Raw genomic sequence first — 20,403 nt, forward strand, 5'->3', positions numbered from 1 at the left:
AGGAGTGCGTTATGCCTCGATCCTCGTTGATTTTCCTTCCAGTCTTGTTATTCCCGCTTTCACTGCTTGCAGCGCCTGAGACGGTTAAAGTCGACGTGCTACAGACAAAACTGGATCACCCCTGGTCGCTGGCGTTTTTGCCAGATAACAAGGGGCTGCTCATCACGCTCAAAGACGGGCAGCTTAAGCACTGGCAGGCTGGAAAAGGGCTCTCCGATCCGATTGTCGGCGTGCCGAAAGTGTGGGCGAGCGGCCAGGGCGGACTGCTGGACGTCGCGCTGGCCCCGGATTTTGCACAGTCACGGCGGGTCTGGCTCAGCTTCGCCGAGGCAGGTAATGATGGCAAAGCGGGTACCGCCGTGGGCTACGGGCGGTTGAGCGATGACATTTCGCGCATTGAGGGCTTCCAGGTGGTGTTCCGACAGATGCCGAAGCTCTCTACCGGCAACCACTTTGGCGGACGGCTGGTGTTCGACGGCAAAGGCTATCTCTTTATTGGCCTGGGTGAAAACAACCAGCGCCCGACGGCGCAGGAGCTGGACAAGCTTCAGGGCAAGGTGGTGCGCCTGACGGAGGACGGAAAAGTGCCGCCGGATAATCCGTTTGTGAACACCGCCGGTGCGCGCCCTGAAATCTGGTCCTATGGCATTCGCAACCCGCAGGGGATGGCGATGAATCCGTGGAGCGACACGCTGTGGCTCAACGAACACGGACCACGCGGTGGGGATGAGATTAACATTCCTGAGAAGGGCAAAAACTACGGCTGGCCCCTGGCGACGCACGGGATTAATTACAGCGGCCTGAAAATCCCGGAAGCGAAAGGCGAGCACGTTGAGGGCACCGAAAAGCCGCTGTTTGTCTGGAAAGTATCGCCCGCCGTCAGCGGCATGGCGTTCTACAACAGCGACGTCTTCCCGCAGTGGAAAAACAAGCTGTTTATCGGCGCGCTGAAGGAGAAAGACGTCATCGTGCTGAGCGTGAAGGGCAATAGCGTGACGGAGGACGGACGCATTCTGGGCGATAAAGATCAGCGTATTCGCGATGTGCGCGTCGGGCCGGATGGCTATCTGTACGTGCTGACTGACGAGACGGACGGGCAACTGCTGAAAGTCAGCCCGTCCAGGTCGTAATCAGGTCACCGGGATCATCACCACGTTGCGATACGCCGGGCGTTCGCTAAGCTGCTGGATCCAGCGCTCCAGGTGAGGGCGCGGGCTCCAGCTAAGACCCATGTTAGTGAGGTTCCAGACGAAGGGGGCGACGGCGATATCGCCCACGCCGAAGGTGTCGCCGGAGAACCAGGCGTGCTTCGTCAGTTCGTCGTCCATCATCGCGAACAGGGATTCGCAGGCGTCCTGGGCGGCATGAATGGCGGGATAATCACGTTCGGCTTCCGGCGTGCGGATCAGCCCCATCAGGATCACCCGGTGCGTGGGGGAAAGCGTCTGGTTTGCCCAGTCCATCCATTTTTCGCCCTGCGCGCGCCGGGCCGGATTTTCCACCCACAGGCGACCCTGGCCGTATTGCGCGGCGAGATAACGCACGATGGTGTTGGACTCCCACAGCGTGGCGTCTGTCTCGTCATCGCGCAGCAACGGCACCAGTCCGTTTGGGTTCATCGCCAGATAGTCGGCGTCTTTATTCACCCCGAACGCCATGCCAGCCATGATTTGGTTGAACGGTAAATCCAGTTCCTCCAGCGTCCAGAGCACTTTCTTCACGTTAGTCGAATTGTTCCTGCCCCACAGCGTAATCATATTTACTCCCGATGAGATGTGAATCCGAGTCAGCTTTTCGCCATGGTGAGATAAACCTAACAATTACGCAACAGATGCTAAAAAAAACGCCGCAATCAAAGCGTATCTGAATGTTATTGCATAAACTTTAAAAACTTTACCTGGAACAGGTTTCTTTGAACGCTGTAGTGCGCTATTACTCATCGCTTCTTGCGACACGGTGATTGTGACGTGATTTTTAGAATGGACACTCGGGTGGCATTTATGACGCAAAAAACTTCTTCTCTGCGCAGCCTGGCGGCAGGCTCGGCGCTGCTTTTCCTTTTTGCCCCAACGCTCCATGCGGCGGAACAGACGGCGCCCGAAGCGCCGCCTGTCGATGCGCGCGCCTGGATCCTGATGGATTACGCCAGCGGGAAAGTGCTGGCGGAAGGTAACGCCGACGAAAAACTCGACCCGGCGAGCCTGACGAAAATTATGACCAGCTATGTTGTCGGCCAGGCGTTGAAAGCGGGCAAGATCAAGCTGGATGACATGGTCACCGTCGGCAAAGATGCCTGGGCGACGGGTAACCCGGCGCTGCGCGGCTCGTCCGTCATGTTCCTGAAGCCCGGCGATCAGGTCTCCGTTTCCGATCTGAATAAAGGGGTCATTATTCAGTCGGGAAATGATGCCTGTATTGCGCTGGCCGATTACGTCGCAGGCAGTCAGGACTCATTCATTGGGTTGATGAATGGCTACGCGCAAAAACTGGGTCTGACCAACACCACCTTTAAAACCGTTCACGGCCTGGATGCGCCCGGTCAGTTCAGTACCGCGCGCGATATGGCGCTGCTGGGCAAAGCGCTGATCCATGACGTGCCGGATGAGTACGCCATCCATAAAGAGAAAGAGTTTACCTTCAACAATATCCGCCAGCCTAACCGTAACCGTCTGCTCTGGAGCAGTAACGTTAACGTGGACGGCATGAAAACGGGGACGACCGCCGGGGCCGGATACAACCTGGTGGCTTCTGCGACGCAGGGCGACATGCGCCTGATCTCGGTGGTGCTGGGGACGAAAACCGACCGCATTCGTTTTAATGAATCCGAAAAACTGCTGACCTGGGGTTTCCGCTTCTTTGAAACCGTCACGCCGATTAAGCCGGACGCCACCTTCGTCAGCCAGCGCGTCTGGTTTGGGGATAAAAGTGAAGTGAACCTGGGGGCAGGTGAAGCGGGGTCCGTCACCATTCCACGCGGTCAGCTGAAAAACCTGAAAGCCAGCTATACCCTGACCGAGCCACAGCTGACCGCGCCGTTGAAAAAAGGCCAGGTGGTCGGGACGATAGATTTCCAGCTTAACGGCAAATCCATTGAGCAGCGTCCGCTGGTGGTGATGGAAGCGGTGGAAGAGGGGGGCTTCTTCAGCCGGATGTGGGACTTTGTGTTAATGAAGTTCCACGGCTGGTTTGGCAGCTGGTTCAGCTAGGTTTTTGCCGGGTGGCGCTGCGCTTACCCGGCCTTCGTTCGAGCTGTTGTAGGCCGGGTAAGCGAAGCGCCACCCGGCATAACCTCAATACATCAACTTCACCTGCTGCGCCTTTGCATACGACACCAGCTCGTCATCCGGGCGGCAATCACTGACGATGGCGTCAAAGCGCGACAGTTCCCCCATCCTTGCCGGACGAACCTTGCCAAATTTACTGTGATCAACCACCAGCACATGCTGCTGTGCGGCGTTGAGCGCCCACTGTTTCACCGGTAACTCTTCAAGATTAAAACAGGTTGCCCCCTGTTTCACATTCACACCCGCCGCAGAGTAAAAGGCGATATCCGGACATACATTGCTCAGCGTGTCCTGAATATTCAGCGGCTTGAAGATGGCGTTGCTGGCATGAAACTCGCCGCCGCACAAAATCACCCGGCACGCCGGTTTCTCCTGCAAGGCCAGGAAGGTGTTTAGCGAATAACAGACGGCGGTAAAGGGAACGGTGCTGTCGATGGCCTCGATGATCCACGGGGTTGTCGTACCGCAGTCAAAAAACAGCGTTTGATGCGGCTGCACCAGCGAGGCGGCGAGCCGCGCGGCTTTGCGCTTCTCTTCCACCAGGCGTGTTTTTTGATCGCTTAACAGATAATGGCTGGCGCTACGCGGCTCCAGAACAATATACCCGCCAAGCAGCACAACGGGGGCGCTGACGCTGTTCAGATCGCGACGAATGGTCATTTCAGACACGCCAAGCAGGGTAGCGGCTTCCTTAAGATGCAGCTTATCGCTGCGCTTCAGCGCCTGAAGCAGCTGAGCAATGCGGTCATCGCGACGTGTTTCCATAGATCCTCGGGCTAAAAAAGTGAGCCCCCGCAGGGCGGGGGCTCAAGTGTAACCTGACGGACCGGGGTTAGTCACGTATCCAGCCTTTGCGGATCGGAAGGGCAAACAGAACGCGATAGGCCTGTGATAATCCACGATAAAGCGCCGGACCAAAGAGGCTCCACAGGATGGCTGCGCTGACGCAGCCCATCAGCCCCACCAGGAAACCGCCGACCATATCCAGCGGCCAGTGCACGCCCAGGTAGACGCGGGACCAGGCGATGGCGACCGCCACCCCCATCAGCACCATGCCAGACCACAGGCGATGCCAGAACAGGAAGGCCAGCGCAAAGGTGAAGATCACCGTGCCGTGATCGCTCGGGAACGAGTCATCCGGCGCATGGTGCAGGAAGTTGTAGCCGACGCGATCGACAAACGGACGATCGTGCGGGAAGGCGTGGCCCAGCACGTAGCTTGCCAGCACGCTCACGCCGATCGCCATCGCCATTTTGATCACCAGATGGCGCTGGGCGGTGACCTGTGTACGAGGTCCCCATAACCAGAGGATCACCGCCAGCGCCGGTACAATGCTGATCACATCTTTCGCAATGAAGGTGGCGAGATCGATCATCCATTCCGGTGATGCTGGCGTGGCGTTGAGCAGGTAAAACAGTTCGTAGTTCAGATTTTCTAACATAATCTCGTTACTCTTTAGCAAACCAGGTGGAAACCAGCCCGTAAACCAGCACCTGGGAAAACCAGACCCACCACCCGGCCCACAGGTTGTGAGAGAAAAAATGCGCGCCGCGCATGACCTGCCCGAATCCCATCAGCAGCCCCATAACAACGCCTAACGCGACAAAGGACCAGGCCAGGCGCGGACGTTCACGCCAGAAGGCAAAAAACAACCCCATCACCATAAACCCGCTTGAGGCGTGGCCGCCGGGAAAGCAGCGTCCCGGTCCGCTGTCTGCCGGAACGGCGCTGAACAGGGGATACGAGACGGCTTTGCCGCCATACTCCACCAGATCCCACGGACAGCTGTGGTGGCTTATGCTTTTCAGCACCCCAACTACCAGCGCCCCCAGCCCCATCAGAAGCGCGGCCGTCACCAGCCGGGCATTGCGTTTGTAAGCGCCGTAAATCAGCGATGCGGCAGCCAGCGCAATGGTCACATATTTCGCCAGCCGATGGTTCAGCAGATCCAGCAGCGGGTTTTGCTGTAGCGGGAAATGGTGCGTCGCCGCGTCATACCAGAAGCCGGTTATCCATCGGTCAAGCGATTCATCGCGCGAAAGCCAGGTAAAAAGCAGCGCAAGGACGATCAGCCCGAAAAGCTGATAACCATAAAAGCGGGCAGGCAAACGGTAAAGGCTTTTTGTCTTATTTGTCGGTAACTTAGATAATTCTGAAGGGCTGACGGCGTGTGTCATAGTTTCGGTCAATAACGTGAAATAGCACTATCATAGGGAGGGCAACTTAAGGAAACCTTAAACAACAACGATAAGTGCCTTATTTCTGTGTTTTCACGTGATTATGCTATCTCAGACAGCGGCAATTCATTACACTCATCGCGATTTTTTCATACTAAAGAGATTGCATGATAAACCGTTCTTCTTCCGGTAATCGTCTGGGTCGTCAGGCGTTACTTTTTCCTCTGTGTCTGGTGCTTTACGAATTCTCTACCTACATCGGCAACGACATGATCCAGCCAGGCATGCTGGCTGTGGTTGAGCAGTACAACGCAGGTATTGAGTGGGTACCTACATCCATGACCGCCTATCTGGCGGGCGGCATGTTTTTACAGTGGCTTTTAGGGCCGCTGTCGGATCGTATTGGCCGACGCCCGGTGATGCTGACGGGCGTGGTGTGGTTTATCGTCACCTGTCTCGCCACGCTGCTGGCGCAGAACATTGAGCAATTCACGCTGCTGCGTTTCCTTCAGGGCGTGAGCCTGTGCTTTATTGGCGCCGTGGGCTACGCCGCTATTCAGGAGTCGTTTGAGGAGGCGGTATGTATCAAAATAACCGCGCTGATGGCGAACGTGGCGCTGATTGCGCCGCTTCTGGGGCCGCTGGTGGGAGCCGCATGGGTCCACGTTGCGCCGTGGGAAGGGATGTTCGTCCTCTTTGCCGCGCTTGCGGCCATCTCTTTCTTTGGGCTGCACCGTGCGATGCCGGAGACCGCCACCCGCCTGGGCGAAAAGCTCTCGCTTAAAGAGCTGGGGCGTGATTATAAGGCGGTGCTGAAAAACGGCCGTTTTGTCGCGGGCGCGCTGGCGACGGGCTTTGTCAGCCTGCCGCTGCTGGCGTGGATTGCCCAGTCGCCGGTTATTATCATCAGCGGCGAGCAGCTTAGCAGCTATGAGTATGGCCTGTTACAGGTGCCGATTTTTGGCGCGTTGATTATCGGTAACCTGGTGCTGGCGCGTCTGACGTCGCGTCGTACCGTGCGTTCGCTGATTATTATGGGCGGCTGGCCCATTGCGGCAGGGCTGATTATCGCGGCGGTGGCGACCGTAGCCTCGTCTCATGCGTACCTGTGGATGACGGCGGGGCTGAGCGTTTACGCGTTTGGTATTGGCGTGGCGAATGCCGGTCTGGTACGCCTGACGCTGTTCGCCAGTGAAATGAGTAAAGGCACGGTGTCTGCCGCGATGGGGATGCTGCAAATGCTGATTTTCACTGTCGGTATTGAGGTGAGCAAGCATGCCTATGCTTTCGGCGGTAACGGACTGTTCAGCCTGTTCAATCTCGCAAACGGTGTGCTGTGGGTAGGGCTGATGGTGGTGTTCCTGAAGGACAAACGCGTCGGAAACGCCCTGCAACCGTAACCCTTATTCCCTCTCCCTCAAGGGAGAGGGGGCCGTCTGTGCAGGCATTATTTTGTGGGGAACCCTTAGCCCTGTGGGAGAGGGTTAGGATGAGGGCACCAGAGCGCACGGAATCAATTAAACGGCGCCTCCCCGTCCAGCACCCTATCAATTACGTCCAGCACCCCTTCGTCATTATTGTTCGGCGCTTCATAGCGGGCCACCGCCTTAATGTGCGGTCTGGCATTGGCCATCGCGAAGCCATACCCTGCCTGGCGCAACATCTCCACGTCGTTACCGCTGTTGCCAAAGGCCACCACTTCACTGTCCTCAATGCCCCAGCGCGCTTGCAGGATCCGCAGGCCGTTAGCTTTGTGTACGCCGGGGATAATCAGGTCGATACTGCCGTGTCCCGTGGTCACCGGCACCATGATGTCGCCAAGCTTCTCATGCAGCAGCGCCTGAATGCGCGGAATTTCGTCGTCAGAGACGTTTAGCCCGAATTTGAAGAAAATATCGTTGAGGTTGTCAAAGCTGCTGACGCTTTCAAGGCGGTGATAGTATTTCGCAGCAATCTCTTTGAAGAGGTCGTTATACGTTTTCAGCGTGTAGGCGCTGTTTTTTCCGCAGGCAATTATCTCAATGCCGGGCACGTCGTTTAACAGGGTGGCGACGGTCAGAAAATGCTCTTTCGACAGTTCGCCGTTAAACACGTCTTCGCCCGCATCCACCACCCAGCCGCCGTTTTCGGCAACGAAGGCAATTTCATGGGCGATCTCCGGGAAAAATGAGATCAGCTGGTAGTACTGGTTTCCGCTGGCGACCACAAAACGGATGCCTTGCGCTTTCATGCGCGCGTACTGCGCCAGAAAACGCGCGCGGTTATAGGTTTTCGCATCGCTCAGGAAGGAGCCATCCATGTCGACTGCAATCAGTTTAACGCTCATATCCCTTCTCCATTGACGTTGTTTCTGCTTCCGGTTTTGCCACCGCTCGCGCCACCAGGGCGGCAATAATGACTAACCCTAATACCACCAGCATCGCGCTGCGTAACCCGTAGTGCTCACCGAGGAATCCAAGCAGCGGCGGGCCCACCAGGAAAGCGAGGTAGCCCGTGGTCGCCACGACGCTCACGCGCGTCGGCGCGTCGGGGCCGGTATCGCTGGCAGCGGAAATGGTCAGCGGGAAGCCAAGGGAGGCGCCCAGTCCCCACAGGATCACCGACACGCCGGCAATCCAGTCCACATCCACAAAGATAATCATCGCGATGCCCAGCCCACCCAGCAGGGCGCTGGCACGGACGACAGCCACGCGGCTGTAACGGTCGATAAACCAGCCCCCGGTAAAGCGTCCGACGGTCATGCCGAGCGTGAACCCGGCGTAAATCAGCGAGCCGGAGGTGGGGCTAAATCCGTGCCCGTCTACCATCAGCAACGGTAGCCAGTCGTTGGCGGAGCCTTCAGCAAACGCCATCGCCAGTACCACCACGCCAATCAGCATCAGCTGGAAATCGCGATAGAAGGGCAACCCTTTTGCCGCAGACTTCTGTTCGTCCGAGGCATTTTGTCCTGTGCCAGCGGGAATAGCCCTGATGCCGGTGAGGATCGGGATAATACAGACCAGCGCCGCGAGTAAAATGTGCACATTGGCCGCAATGCCCAGCGCCGTCAGCGCCATCCCTATGCCCGCGCCCGCCAGCGTGCCGAGGCTGTAAAAGCCATGCATCATCGGCAGCACCGTTTTGTTCATCGCCTGTTCAACGGCGGCCCCCTCGACGTTAATGGCCACTTCCGCCGCACCAAAGCTGCCGCCAAATACCATCAGCCCAAGGGCAAACATCAGCGGCGAGGCGAACCACAGCGCCACGCTCAGACCGAGCATTCCCACCACGGCGCAGCACATGGTGGTGCGGATCACCGCGCGCGTGCCAAAGCGTTTCACCAGCCAGGCCGAGCAGAGGATGCCGCTCATCGAGCCAATCGACAGGCCAAACAGCACGATCCCCATCTCCGCCGTCGAAACGGATAGCGTATCGCGGATTGCCGGGGTGCGCGTTGCCCAGGAAGCCATCAGCAGCCCGGGGATGAAGAAGAACATAAATAGCGCCCACATGCGCAGATGCAGGGCTTTGCGAGGAGAAGTTAGCGTCATTGGGATCAGCACCAGAAGTACAACAATAGCGACAACACTAGCAACTTTGTGTACATTTGTACATAAACCGGATGAGGATTTTATGAGCAGACCACCGAACGACCCTAACCGCCGCGAGAAGATACTCCAGGCGACGCTGGACACCATTGCTGAGCACGGTATTCATGCCGTCACGCACCGCAAAATTGCCACCTGCGCAGGCGTGCCGCTGGGGTCGATGACCTACTATTTCGACGGGATGGAGTCGCTTCTGGAGGAGGCATTCACGTGGTTTACGCAGCAGATGTCTCAGCAGTACCGGGATTTCTTCGCGGGGGTTACGGGGCGCGAGAGGGCGTGCGAGGCGATTACCACGCTGATCCACAGTTCAGCCGTGACCACGCCACACAATATGGCGCTGATGTATCAGCTGTACGCGTTTATGCACCGCAGCGCCGCGCTGAAAACGGTGATGCAGGACTGGATGAAGATGAGCCAGGCTACGCTGGAGCAGTGGTTTGATCCGGCCACCGCCCGCGCGCTGGATGCGTTTATCGAGGGGATGACGCTGCATTTTGTGACCGATCGGTCGCCGTTAACCCGGGAGGAGATCCGGGTGATGGTGGGGCGGATTGCAGGCGAGGATACCGTCTGATAGCACTCGCCCCGGCTACGCTTATTGTCGGGAGATTTTTTTCCCGCTGGCGTCAACGACGACTTCGCCATCTTCCTTTGTAAATGCCCCTTTTTGCGCGTCCGGAAGGATGTCGAGAACGACTTCAGAAGGACGGCACAGACGGGTGCCCAGCGGTGTCACCACAATCGGACGGTTAATCAGGATGGGGTATTGCAGCATGAAATCGATAAGCTGGTCATCGGTGAAATTTCCCCCGGCAAGGCCCAGTTGCTCATAAGGCTCGACGTTTTTGCGCAGCAGATCGCACACGGAAATCCCCATGTCTGCAATCAGCCTGGTCAGTTGATCGCGTGACGGCGGGTTTTCCAGATAGAGGACAATCTCTGGTTCCGTACCGCTGTTGCGGATCATCTCCAGCGTATTGCGCGACGTGCCGCAGGCGGGGTTGTGATAAATGGTGATGTAGCTCATATCAGTGACTCATTATGGTGTGAAGGAGAGACGTAGCGCGAGTGCGGCGAGCGTCACAAAGAGAACCGGCAGGGTCATTATGATGCCCGTCCTGAAGTAGTAGCCCCAGGTAACAGTCATGTTTTTCTGTGCCAGCACATGGAGCCAGAGCAGGGTAGCCAGACTTCCTATGGGGGTAATTTTCGGCCCCAAATCGCAGCCAATCACGTTAGCGTAAATCATTGCCTCTTTAACCAACCCTGTTGCAGCACTACCCTCAATGGAGAGCGCGCCAATCAGCACCGTTGGCATATTGTTCATTATGGATGACAGGAAGGCGGTGATAAATCCGGTTCCCAGCGTGGTGATCCAGAGTCCGTATCCGGCTAAGTGATCAAGAACGCCTGAAAGAGACTCCGTCAGCCCGGCGTTGCGCAGGCCATACACCACCAGATACATCCCCAGCGAGAAGATAACAATTTGCCACGGCGCGCCGCGCAGCACTTTTCCAGTGTTAATGGCGTGCCCGCGTTTAGCAACGGCAAACAAAATCAGCGCGCCAGTTGTTGCGATAGCGCTGACCGGGATACCCAGAGGTTCAAGCACAAAGAAACCGACAAGCAGTAGCAGCAGCACGATCCAGCCCGTTCTGAACGTTGGCAGGTCGTGAATGGCCCGTGCGGGCTCGCGGAGTTTTGCCTGGTCATATTCGTGGGGAATTTCTTTTCGGAAGAACAGATGCAGCATCACCAGCGTTGCGGCAATCGCAGCGATATCAACCGGGATCATCACCGAGGCGTATTCGCTGAAGCCCAGCTTAAAGAAGTCCGCCGACACAATGTTGACCAGGTTGGAGACAATCAGCGGCAGGCTGGCGGTATCGGCGATAAATCCCGCCGCCATCACGAACGCCAGCGTAGCCTGCTTGCTGAACCCCAGCGCCAGCAGCATAGCGATGACGATAGGGGTGAGGATCAGCGCCGCGCCGTCATTGGCAAACAGCGCCGCCACGGCTGCGCCCAGCAGCACGATCCAGGTAAACAGCAATCGCCCGCGACCGTTTCCCCAGCGGGCAACGTGCAGCGCGGCCCACTCGAAAAAGCCGGACTCATCCAGCAGCAGGCTGATAACGATAACCGCGATAAACGTTGCCGTCGCATTCCAGACGATATTCCACACCACAGGGATATCGTTAATGTGGATAACGCCGCTCATCAGCGCCAGCGCGGCGCCAATGGTCGCGCTCCAGCCGATGCTGAGCCCTCTGGGTTGCCAGATGACCAGCACCAGTGTGAATAAAAAAATCGCTCCTGCCAGAAACATCTTTTACTCCATTATATCTGTTATTGTGAATATGTTTTGGTCAGCACGAGCCCGGAAGTCGGTTTTTCAGCTTCATACGCGTCTCTTCCCGCAGGCAGTTCCAGCTGGTGTCGATAACGGTTGCCGCCCATGCAGGCATGTTGGGAGAGAGACGGTAGTAGATCCACTTACCCTCGCGACGGTCGATGGCCAGCCCGGCCTCGCGCAGTAAGGCCATGTGGCGGGAGACTTTCGGCTGCGGCTCGTTGGTAGCGGAGCAGAGATCGCAGACGCACAGCTCGCCCGCTTCACGCAAAAGCATGACGATGGAGAGGCGCGTTTCGTCGGAGAGGGTTTTGAAGAGCTGAACGGGGTGAAGCATCTGGCGATCCTGCGTGGTTTTTATCATATACATTAAATCATATATGTTTGTGGCGAGTGAGGGAAGGGCAATAAGGGCAAATAAATGCCCTTAAAGAAGTACTTTTATTTTACGCCGTAGTGCGTTCGTTCCAGGCGTCACTGTGCTGGATGTTCCCATCAACAATGCGCCAGGTGATCTTCTCATACTGCAAGCTGACGCTTTCGACGTGGTTAATTTTATCGTTGGCCGCGATTTTCACATTAGGTACGCTACAGTTAACCCCAGTCACCTTCACGTTCTCCATGAAGACTGTGTAATAGCACACTTCCTGACCGGCATCGTTAATATGATAGAACTTAATTTCTGCGCTTTTTAGCGCCTGGCCAGTGGCGGCAGCTTTATAAAGATATGGGGTAGAACTATCCACCTCCTTTTCGATCCTCATAGAAGAGTGCTGTCGTGTACCGGTAATCGCTCCATTTGCGCTGTTAACAGGAAGATTGATACCGTGACTTAAACCGATTATCTCAATGCTTCCTTCGCGGTCCTGAACATCTACTGAGCCTTTGATATCTGCGCCGCCGTCGTCTTTGAGCCACATATAGGGAGGGATTGGCATATTATTTTTTCCTTATTTTATTGAATAACTTCATTGTTAAGAGATAGAAAACCGTTGTGAGAGTAAACAGGATTAAAATATCGGTGTTTATATATGTTTCGTACATTGTTTCCGCATTCACATCACCATAGATGAAGCCGCAAATAGCAGTTGCAACATTATGATTAATATAATCTGTAGAAGGACCCAGCGTGCGTCCTAGCGGAAAGCTAATTAACACAAACCAGACGGCCTTAAGCAGTCTTGATCCCCATTTACGGGCAAGTGTAGCTATATCCACCGTCAACAACCTCAATACAGCCGCGAGCCATAAGTGAACGCATACATGGAACCTGAATAAGCTCTGTGTTCATAAGAGCGTTACGGATTAATGCATAATCGGAGTTATGAGCGATTGTTATACACCCTTCTGACACTGTACCGGGATGGAGTCTGAACAGCCCGCGATAGACGTGATCAACCCATGTTCCATCGTCGATTCCCCAATCATCCTTATATAAAGCAAACCACTCATCACGGCCAAATTCCGCACCGGATCTTATTTTGTTCCATTGGTCCTGAACATGAGCTTTTAATGAGGATAAGAAACCTCCTGAGCCTCGATCAACAATCCAATATTTACCTGGGGGAATTGGGCCTGCACCTTGTATTGCGCCACAAGTTCCTTGATTACGGTAAGTTCCCTGTCCGGAATGCGCCATAAAGATGCCAACCCCATATAAATTAAATGGGGCGTAGTCAGCACCATTTAGCGTCATTGTTCCATTTATAGCCATACATACCAACCCTTCTTGTCACCGTTGGATGTTATCTTCGGCATGGTCGCCATCTTTAATCCAAATACTACTGCTGTAAAGTCCATCTCTGTTAATTCCATTATTTACATTTATTCGCCGCAGCATATGCCCGCAGATGAGATGAAAATTCAAACCTGATCATGTTAAACCCAAGGAATCTGTTTTTAGGAAATTGACCAGGTAAATTTTAACCAAGTAATAGAAATGACTTACGAAAGTTCCCACACTGCCAGGACGATTTTATTAGCCATTAGCAATAACGGTTGAAATGAAACTGATGTTCTTGCGCATCCTTTCAGAAACATTTGATGTGCGACAGTTAACCTTATTTCCTGATCTTGATGGTTTTTGTAAAGCGTCCACTGAGCATGTTAAGAGGTGGGATAACGAAAGATGGTGATACATGTATTTTTTAGTCGCCATTTTGCCGCCACTGGGCTTGATGATGCAATATAACCTGTTGATTTTAATGTTAATAAAATTCAGGCAACAAAAAACCCATCAACCTTGAACCAAAACGGCGGGGTTGATGGGCTCCACAAATTGGGGACATCAAAGAAAAGCAGTGGCACTAGTTATGACTGCACCCTGCGTAAAAAGTTCTGCGCGTAACGAAAATTTTTTCAGCTACACGCAAACTTGAGATTTATCCGAGTCCTGGCCAGATAATGATGATCAGCGTACCCGCCAGCGTCAGCAGCACGTTGGCGATGGCGTACGTGCCTGCATAGCCCAGCGCCGGGATATTGCTGCGCGCAGTGTCGCTGATGATCTCCATCGCCGGTGCGCAGGTGCGCGCGCCCATCATCGCGCCGAAGAGCAGGGCGCGGTTCATGCGCAGCACGTAGGCGCCGAACAGGAAACAGATCACCACCGGTACCAGGCTGACGATAAGTCCGGAAACCAACATTTGCCAGCCGACCGCGCCCAGGCCGTTGCCAATGCCGCTCCCGGCGCTTAAGCCGACACCCGCCATAAAGACCATCAGACCGAACTCTTTCACCATATTCAGCGCCCCCTGAGGGATATAGCCGAAGGTGGGATGGTTCGCTCGCAGGAAGCCCAGCATGATCCCGGCGAACAGCAGACCGGCTGCGTTACCAATGCCGAAGCTAAAGTTGCTGAACTGGAAGGTTATCATCCCGATCATCAGGCCGACAATGAAGAAGGCGCAGAAGGCTAACAGGTCCGTCACCTGGCTGTGGATCGAGATAAAGCCGATACGGTCGGCAACGGTTTTAACACGTCGGGCATCGCCGCTGACCTGCAACACATCGCCTTTATTGAGCACCACGTTATCGTCGATAGGCATTTCAATCTGGCTGCGGATCACGCGGTTGAGGAAACAACCGTGGTCGGTCAGCTTCAGCTGTGCCAGACGGCGGCCCACGGCGTTGTGGTTTTTCACCACAATCTCTTCGGTGACGATACGCATGTCCAGCAGGTCGCGGTCAAACACCTCTTTCCCGTTGCGGAAGCTCGGATCGAGACGCGCGTGGGCGTCCGGGTAGCCAACAAGGGCGATGTCATCGCCCATCTGGAGCACCGCGTCACCGTCCGGGTTTGCCAGAATGCCGTTACGACGGATACGTTCGATGTAGCAGCCGGTCTGACGGTAGATCCCCAGCTCGCGCAGGTTTTTCCCGTCGGTCCAGGCAACCAGCTCCGGCCCGACGCGGTAGGCGCGGATCACCGGCAGGTAAACTTTACGTTTGGAGTCCGTGTCCAGGCCGCGCTCGCGGGCGATGGTCTGGGCGCTGGTCTGAAGATCCTGATGCTGAAGTTTTGGCAGATAGCGCGCGCCAACAATCAGGCTCACCAGACCAATCAGATAGGTCAGGGCATAGCCCAGACTCAGGTTGTCTAGCGCGGAGGAAAGCTGCGTGCCTGCCATGCCAGAATGACGAAGCGTATCCCCCGCGCCAACAAGCACCGGCGTGGAGGTCATCGAGCCTGCCAGCATACCGGCCGTTAAGCCGATGTCCCAGCCAAACAGTTTGCCCAGCCCTAACGCAATCAGCAGGGCGCTACCGACCATCACCAGCGCCAGCATCAGGTAATTTTTGCCGTCTCGGAAGAAAATGGAAAAAAAGTTCGGACCGGCTTCCACGCCTACGCAAAAAATAAACAGCATGAAACCTAAGTTAAGCGCGTCCGTGTTAATACTGAAATGTTGTTGACCTAATAACAGGGAGACGACTAAAACGCCAATGGAATTACCAAGTTGAACTGAACCCAGGCGTAATTTACCCAGACAAAGGCCCAGCGCCAGTACCACAAATAATAACAGGATGTAATTCCCATTTAACAAGTCTGCGACGTTTATATTCACGGAGGCTAACTTCTTGTTTACCAGTAAGTTGTTGAATGAAAGGACTATTTGGGCTACTGTTTTCAGAGTCAGGGAATCACTTTGCATCTCCCTGCTTCCTGATAAATACCCTAAACACTAGCAGTCGGTTAGTTTAATCGTAATAGCTACCGACAGCCACCTATTATCGCACGACTTTTGTGCGTGCTTTGGCAAGGATTGCCGCATTGCTTTATCTGACTGGGCGTCCACCGGACGATTTTTGTATTTGATAGAGATAAGTCAGGAGGATAGTTTGAACTTTAAACGAAACTGGGCTGGCGTAATCAGCTGTTTTTTGCTGTTTACGGTCGTTTGCATGTCGCTCGCTTTTAACGTGAAAGGCGCCTTCAGAGCGTCCGGTCATCCCGAGCTGGGCCTGTTGTTCTTCATCCTGCCGGGGGTAGTCGCCGGTTTTCTCTCGCGTAAAGGCGAGGTGGTGATGCCGCTTATTGGGGCAATGCTTGCGGCCCCGCTCTGCCTGCTTCTGATGCGCGTGCTGTTTCTCTCGTCGAGAAGCGTCTGGCAGGAAGTGGCGTGGCTACTGAGTGGCGTTTTCTGGTGTGCGCTGGGCGCGCTCTGTTTCTTATTTACGCGCAGCCTGCTGCAACAGAGGAAGCACCGTAAATAAAAAAGCCCTCAGGGTGAGGGCGTCTTCGCATTACTGAGCCGCAAACAGGCCCAGGTGTTCTTTGGCGTAGGCCTCAAAATCAGTGCAGCCGCCGATGTGTTTCTGATCGAGGAAGATCTGCGGCACGGTTTCAACCGGTTTACCCACGGTTTTTTCCAGATCGGCTTTAGTGATGCCTTCCGCGTGGATATCCACGTAACGGAAGTTGAAATCATCACGTTCTTCAGTCAGTTTCTCTGCCAGCTCTTTCGCGCGTACACAGTAAGGGCATCCTGGACGACCAAAAATTACTGCAAACATTTCTCTCTCCTCAAAAAACAAGCCTGACGGCGAATGGCGCCTATAGTGCACGATAACCTGCCGTCATGGAAAGAAGGTTTCACCTGTCACTTTGATACAGTCAGGCTATGTTTCGCCAATTACATCAGGTGGATCATTGCCTATACTGGCTGCCATACGTTTTACGCAACACAAAGAGAGACAAAATGACGCCAACCATTGACCTGCTTCGTTCCCACCGTTCCATTCGCCATTTCACCGATGAGCCGATTACCCAGGCGCAGCGGGAAGCGATCATCGACAGCGCAAGAGGCACCTCCAGCTCCAGCTTTTTGCAGTGCAGCTCCATTATCCGCATCACCGATCCGGCGATGCGTGAGCAGCTGGTAACGCTGACGGGCGGACAAAAGCACGTTGCCCAGGCGGCTGAGTTCTGGGTGTTCTGCGCCTATTTTAACCGTCATCTGCAAATCTGCCCCGAGGCCGAGCTGGGGCTGGCGGAACAGCTGCTGCTGGGCGTGGTGGATACGGCGCTGATGGCGCAAAACGCGTTCACGGCGGCGGAATCGCTGGGGCTTGGCGGCGTCTATATTGGCGGGCTGCGTAACAACATCGAAAGCGTGACGGAACTGCTGAAGCTGCCGAAACACGTGCTGCCGCTGTTTGGTCTGTGCCTCGGCTGGCCGGCGGATAACCCGGATCTGAAGCCGCGCATTCCTGCTGCGATGCTGGTGCATGAAAACCACTACCAGCCGGTCGACCAGGACGTTCTGCATCAATACGATGAAGAGCTGGCGAACTACTATCTGACGCGCGACAGCAACAACCGCCGCGACACCTGGAGCGACCATATTCGTCGCACCATCATCAAGGAGAACCGCCCGTTCATTCTTGATTACCTGCACAAACAGGGCTGGGCAACGCGGTAGTCCATTCCTCCTGCGCCTCGTGTATGATAGGCAGGCTTTTACCATGTCTTTAGAGAGGTGCAGGGTGAAAATTGCCATATTGTCCCGGGATGGAACGCTCTATTCATGTAAACGCCTGCGAGAAGCGGCGGCGAAACGCGGACATCAGATTGAGATCCTCGATCCGATGTCCTGCTATATGAACATCGACCCTGCGGCATCGTCGATTCATTACAAAGGCCGCAAACTCCCGCATTTTGATGCGGTGATCCCCCGCATTGGCTCCCAGATCACCTATTACGGTACGGCTGCGCTGCGCCAGTTTGAAATGCTGGGAAGCTATCCGCTCAACGAGTCCGTGGCGATCTCACGCGCCCGCGATAAGCTGCGCTCGCTGCAACTGCTGGCGCGCCAGGGGATCGATCTGCCCGTCACCGGGATTGCCCACTCCCCGGACGACACCAGCGATTTAATCGACATGGTGGGCGGTGCGCCGCTGGTTATTAAGCTGGTGGAAGGTACGCAGGGTATTGGGGTGGTACTGGCGGAGACGCGTCAGGCGGCGGAAAGCGTGATCGACGCGTTTCGCGGTCTGAATGCCCATATTCTGGTGCAGGAGTATATTAAAGAGGCCAACGGGTGCGACATCCGCTGCTTTGTGGTGGGCGATGAAGTGGTGGCCGCCATAGAGCGGCAGGCAAAAGAGGGCGACTTCCGCTCTAACCTGCACCGCGGCGGTATCGCGCGGGTGGCCCTTATTAGCGAGCGCGAGCGCGAGATTGCTGTGAAAGCAGCGCAGACGCTGGGCCTGGACGTGGCGGGGGTCGATCTGCTGCGTGCCGGGCGCGGGCCGCTGGTGATGGAAGTCAACGCCTCGCCGGGGCTGGAAGGGGTGGAAAAAACCACAGGCGTCGATATTGCAGGTAAAATGATCGCATGGATTGAACGCCATGCGACGCCGGGATTTTGCCTGAAAACGGGCGGTTAAATGGATCGGCGCGCACTTTTTGCGTAATCTGGACAACGTTTTTATTTAAGAGGCTGCACAGCGATGGATTTACAGGTCGTACCTACACTGGATACGTTACGTCAATGGCTCGATGATGCCGGTATTACTTTCTTCGAATGCGACTCCTGCCAGGCGCTGCATCTGCCTCACATGCAAAATTTCGATGGCATTTTCGATGCCAAAATCGATCTGATTAACGACGTGATCCTGTTCTCGGCGCTGGCTGAAGTAAAGCCTTCTGCGCTGCTGGCGCTGGCGTCTGATCTGTCAGCGATCAACGCCAGTTCTTTGACGGTGAAAGCGTTTCTCGACATACAGGATGATAATCTGCCAAAGCTGGTGGTTTGCCAGTCTTTATTCTCCGGCGCGGGGCTCTCCTTCAAGCAATTCGCCTGGTTTATGCGCCTGAGCGAAGAGCAAATTTCAATGGTAATGATGGAAGCCAACGCACATCACCTGCTGTATAGCGCGGAAGATGATGCCGAGAATAATGATGCATCTCCCAATTTTCTCCACTAAGCCTGTCTGACTTTTGCGCAGTCGCTGCCAGAGCGGCTGCATAACACCGTTTTTTCTGCTGCTTTTAACCTTTCTTTAAAGAGTTTTTCACCTCCTCTCCGGCCGTTTCGGCTTATCACGTAGACATAATCTGCATAAAAAATTGATAAAAGGCGTTTTTTCGTCTGGGCTATAGCCGGAGACACGGGCTACAGTTATTCTTGCGGTGCTTAAAAAAGCGAGCGGAACCTGCCGGGAAGAGGGGGGTATTTTATTTCGGGCAGAGCGACAAACTATGCATGATTATTGCATATCTTCAAGCTGCACAGTTTTGGTTCGTTTGTTAACGAACTTTCAGAAGGAATAACAATATGATCGCCTTGAATAAAAAATGGTTATCGGGTCTGGTTGCGGGTGCTCTGATGGCCGTCTCTGCCGGCACGCTCGCTGCGGAACAAAAAACGCTGCACGTCTATAACTGGTCTGACTATATTGCGCCGGACACCGTCGCGAATTTTGAAAAAGAGACCGGCATTAAGGTTGTCTACGACGTATTCGATTCCAACGAAGTGCTGGAAGGCAAACTGATGGCGGGCAGCACCGGTTTCGATCTGGTGGTGCCGTCGGCAAGCTTCCTGGAGCGTCAGCTGACCGCCGGTGTCTTCCAGCCGCTGGACAAGAGCAAATTACCGAACTGGAAAAACCTCGATCCGGACGTGCTGAAGCTGGTGGCGAAGCACGATCCGGAGAATAAATACGCGATGCCTTACCTGTGGGCGACCACCGGTATTGGCTATAACGTGGATAAAGTCAAAGCGGCGCTGGGCCCGGACGTCAAGCTGGACAGCTGGGACGTGGTGCTGAAGCCGGAAAACCTCGAGAAGCTGAAAAGCTGCGGCGTCTCTTTCCTCGATGCGCCGGAAGAGATTTTCGCCACCGTGCTTAACTATCTCGGCAAAGATCCTAACAGCAGCAAGGCCGACGACTACACCGGTCCGGCAACCGACCTGCTCCTGAAGCTGCGTCCGAATATTCGCTACTTCCACTCCTCTCAGTACATCAACGACCTGGCTAACGGGGATATCTGCGTGGCCATCGGCTGGGCGGGCGATGTCTGGCAGGCGGCGAACCGCGCGAAAGAGGCCAAAAACGGCGTAAATGTTTCCTACTTCATTCCGAAGGAGGGGGCGCTGGCGTTCTTCGACGTCTTCGCGATGCCGGCTGATGCGAAAAATAAAGAGGAAGCGTATCAATTCCTCAACTACCTGATGCGTCCGGAGGTGATTGCCCACATCAGCGACCATGTCTACTACGCCAACGGTAACAAGGCCTCCGTGCCGCTGGTGAGCGAAGAAATCCGCAATAATCCGGCGATCTACCCGCCAGCCGATGTGTTTGCCAAGCTCTTCACCCTGAAAGTGCAGGAACCGAAAATTGACCGTGTGCGTACCCGCGCGTGGACCAAGGTGAAAAGCGGTAAGTAACGGCGTTTGATATCGTTGCCCGGTGGCGCTGTCGCTTACCGGGCCGACAGATCCCGTAGGCCGGGCAAGCGTTAGCGCCGCCCGGCGATGCGCACCCTGACGGTG

Annotated in this window: 22 protein-coding genes; 9 read left to right on the forward strand and 13 right to left on the reverse strand. The window is 55.1% G+C overall.

Annotated features, from left to right (window positions below; translation table 11 throughout):
• Positions 1-11 precede the first annotated feature (11 nt).
• On the forward strand, positions 12-1,130 hold the full coding sequence (locus KTH07_RS04680) for a PQQ-dependent sugar dehydrogenase (protein WP_023296182.1): 1,119 nt from the start codon (positions 12-14) through the stop codon (positions 1,128-1,130).
• Here KTH07_RS04680 and KTH07_RS04685 read toward each other — a convergent pair whose 3' ends face one another.
• Positions 1,131-1,757, reverse strand: coding sequence for a glutathione S-transferase family protein (locus tag KTH07_RS04685; RefSeq protein WP_032620007.1), 627 nt, complete (start codon positions 1,755-1,757; stop codon positions 1,131-1,133).
• A 243-nt stretch (positions 1,758-2,000) separates the two neighbouring features.
• Here KTH07_RS04685 and dacC point away from each other — a divergent pair, with 243 nt between their 5' ends.
• Complete coding sequence (dacC, locus tag KTH07_RS04690) at positions 2,001-3,206, forward strand: serine-type D-Ala-D-Ala carboxypeptidase (RefSeq protein WP_023296184.1); 1,206 nt, start codon at positions 2,001-2,003, stop codon at positions 3,204-3,206.
• Positions 3,207-3,290: 84 nt separating this feature from the next.
• Here dacC and deoR read toward each other — a convergent pair whose 3' ends face one another.
• The 3 genes from deoR to KTH07_RS04705 all read right to left on the reverse strand — a co-directional run bounded on the left by deoR (position 3,291) and on the right by KTH07_RS04705 (position 5,461).
• A complete protein-coding gene (deoR, locus tag KTH07_RS04695) occupies positions 3,291-4,049 on the reverse strand; it encodes a DNA-binding transcriptional repressor DeoR (protein WP_032620005.1) in 759 nt (252 codons plus the stop codon).
• A gap of 67 nt (positions 4,050-4,116) precedes the next feature.
• Complete coding sequence (ybjG, locus tag KTH07_RS04700; RefSeq protein WP_015571025.1) at positions 4,117-4,725, reverse strand: undecaprenyl-diphosphate phosphatase; 609 nt, start codon at positions 4,723-4,725, stop codon at positions 4,117-4,119.
• A gap of 7 nt (positions 4,726-4,732) precedes the next feature.
• Positions 4,733-5,461 carry a phosphatase PAP2 family protein gene (locus KTH07_RS04705; protein WP_023303358.1) on the reverse strand — a complete coding sequence of 243 codons (729 nt, stop codon included), beginning with the start codon at positions 5,459-5,461 and terminating at the stop codon, positions 4,733-4,735.
• A gap of 167 nt (positions 5,462-5,628) precedes the next feature.
• Here KTH07_RS04705 and KTH07_RS04710 point away from each other — a divergent pair, with 167 nt between their 5' ends.
• Positions 5,629-6,861, forward strand: a complete 1,233-nt coding sequence (locus KTH07_RS04710) for an MFS transporter (protein WP_006809465.1) — start codon at positions 5,629-5,631, stop codon at positions 6,859-6,861.
• A gap of 113 nt (positions 6,862-6,974) precedes the next feature.
• On the opposite strand, the gene KTH07_RS04715 is transcribed toward KTH07_RS04710, so the two are convergent.
• Both KTH07_RS04715 and KTH07_RS04720 read right to left on the reverse strand, forming a co-directional pair.
• Entirely contained in the window at positions 6,975-7,787 is an 813-nt protein-coding gene (locus tag KTH07_RS04715; RefSeq protein WP_075606758.1) for a Cof-type HAD-IIB family hydrolase, read from the reverse strand.
• Complete coding sequence (locus KTH07_RS04720) at positions 7,777-8,991, reverse strand: MFS transporter (protein ID WP_017384883.1); 1,215 nt, start codon at positions 8,989-8,991, stop codon at positions 7,777-7,779. Before KTH07_RS04720 ends, KTH07_RS04715 begins: the two co-directional genes overlap by 11 nt.
• Positions 8,992-9,073: 82 nt before the next feature.
• Between KTH07_RS04720 and KTH07_RS04725 the strand changes: the two genes are divergently transcribed.
• On the forward strand, positions 9,074-9,625 hold the full coding sequence (locus tag KTH07_RS04725; RefSeq protein WP_015571021.1) for a TetR/AcrR family transcriptional regulator: 552 nt from the start codon (positions 9,074-9,076) through the stop codon (positions 9,623-9,625).
• Between the two features lie 21 nt (positions 9,626-9,646).
• Here KTH07_RS04725 and arsC read toward each other — a convergent pair whose 3' ends face one another.
• From arsC to KTH07_RS04755, 6 genes are all read right to left on the reverse strand, one after another.
• Entirely contained in the window at positions 9,647-10,078 is a 432-nt protein-coding gene (arsC, locus tag KTH07_RS04730; RefSeq protein ID WP_015571020.1) for a glutaredoxin-dependent arsenate reductase, read from the reverse strand.
• Between the two features lie 12 nt (positions 10,079-10,090).
• The gene (locus KTH07_RS04735) at positions 10,091-11,380 is read right to left on the reverse strand and encodes an arsenic transporter (RefSeq protein ID WP_015571019.1); all 1,290 of its coding nucleotides are present in this window, start codon (positions 11,378-11,380) and stop codon (positions 10,091-10,093) included.
• A gap of 40 nt (positions 11,381-11,420) precedes the next feature.
• The gene (locus tag KTH07_RS04740) at positions 11,421-11,741 is read right to left on the reverse strand and encodes a metalloregulator ArsR/SmtB family transcription factor (RefSeq protein ID WP_015571018.1); all 321 of its coding nucleotides are present in this window, start codon (positions 11,739-11,741) and stop codon (positions 11,421-11,423) included.
• 109 nt (positions 11,742-11,850) lie between these two features.
• Positions 11,851-12,342, reverse strand: coding sequence for a type VI secretion system tube protein TssD (locus KTH07_RS04745; protein WP_017384881.1), 492 nt, complete (start codon positions 12,340-12,342; stop codon positions 11,851-11,853).
• A 254-nt stretch (positions 12,343-12,596) separates the two neighbouring features.
• The gene (locus KTH07_RS04750; protein WP_023303364.1) at positions 12,597-13,118 is read right to left on the reverse strand and encodes a DUF2778 domain-containing protein; all 522 of its coding nucleotides are present in this window, start codon (positions 13,116-13,118) and stop codon (positions 12,597-12,599) included.
• Between the two features lie 667 nt (positions 13,119-13,785).
• Positions 13,786-15,471 carry an aspartate:alanine antiporter gene (locus tag KTH07_RS04755; RefSeq protein WP_026080732.1) on the reverse strand — a complete coding sequence of 562 codons (1,686 nt, stop codon included), beginning with the start codon at positions 15,469-15,471 and terminating at the stop codon, positions 13,786-13,788.
• 274 nt (positions 15,472-15,745) lie between these two features.
• Here KTH07_RS04755 and KTH07_RS04760 point away from each other — a divergent pair, with 274 nt between their 5' ends.
• A complete protein-coding gene (locus KTH07_RS04760) occupies positions 15,746-16,120 on the forward strand; it encodes an inner membrane protein YbjM (RefSeq protein ID WP_017384878.1) in 375 nt (124 codons plus the stop codon).
• A 30-nt stretch (positions 16,121-16,150) separates the two neighbouring features.
• Here KTH07_RS04760 and KTH07_RS04765 read toward each other — a convergent pair whose 3' ends face one another.
• Positions 16,151-16,420: a GrxA family glutaredoxin gene (locus KTH07_RS04765; protein WP_006809455.1), complete on the reverse strand. Its 270-nt coding sequence runs from the start codon at positions 16,418-16,420 to the stop codon at positions 16,151-16,153.
• 185 nt (positions 16,421-16,605) lie between these two features.
• On the opposite strand from KTH07_RS04765, the gene nfsA reads away from it, so the two are divergent.
• The 4 genes from nfsA to potF all read left to right on the forward strand — a co-directional run bounded on the left by nfsA (position 16,606) and on the right by potF (position 20,298).
• Entirely contained in the window at positions 16,606-17,328 is a 723-nt protein-coding gene (gene nfsA / locus KTH07_RS04770) for a nitroreductase NfsA (protein ID WP_075606757.1), read from the forward strand.
• Between the two features lie 64 nt (positions 17,329-17,392).
• A complete protein-coding gene (gene rimK / locus KTH07_RS04775) occupies positions 17,393-18,295 on the forward strand; it encodes a 30S ribosomal protein S6--L-glutamate ligase (RefSeq protein WP_017693733.1) in 903 nt (300 codons plus the stop codon).
• Positions 18,296-18,358: 63 nt separating this feature from the next.
• On the forward strand, positions 18,359-18,835 hold the full coding sequence (locus tag KTH07_RS04780; protein ID WP_003858385.1) for a YbjN domain-containing protein: 477 nt from the start codon (positions 18,359-18,361) through the stop codon (positions 18,833-18,835).
• 350 nt (positions 18,836-19,185) lie between these two features.
• Positions 19,186-20,298 carry a spermidine/putrescine ABC transporter substrate-binding protein PotF gene (gene potF / locus KTH07_RS04785; protein ID WP_015571013.1) on the forward strand — a complete coding sequence of 371 codons (1,113 nt, stop codon included), beginning with the start codon at positions 19,186-19,188 and terminating at the stop codon, positions 20,296-20,298.
• Positions 20,299-20,403: the final 105 nt, after the last annotated feature.

The organism is Enterobacter cloacae complex sp. ECL72 (genome assembly GCF_019056635.1).
GTDB lineage: Bacteria > Pseudomonadota > Gammaproteobacteria > Enterobacterales > Enterobacteriaceae > Enterobacter > Enterobacter hormaechei_C.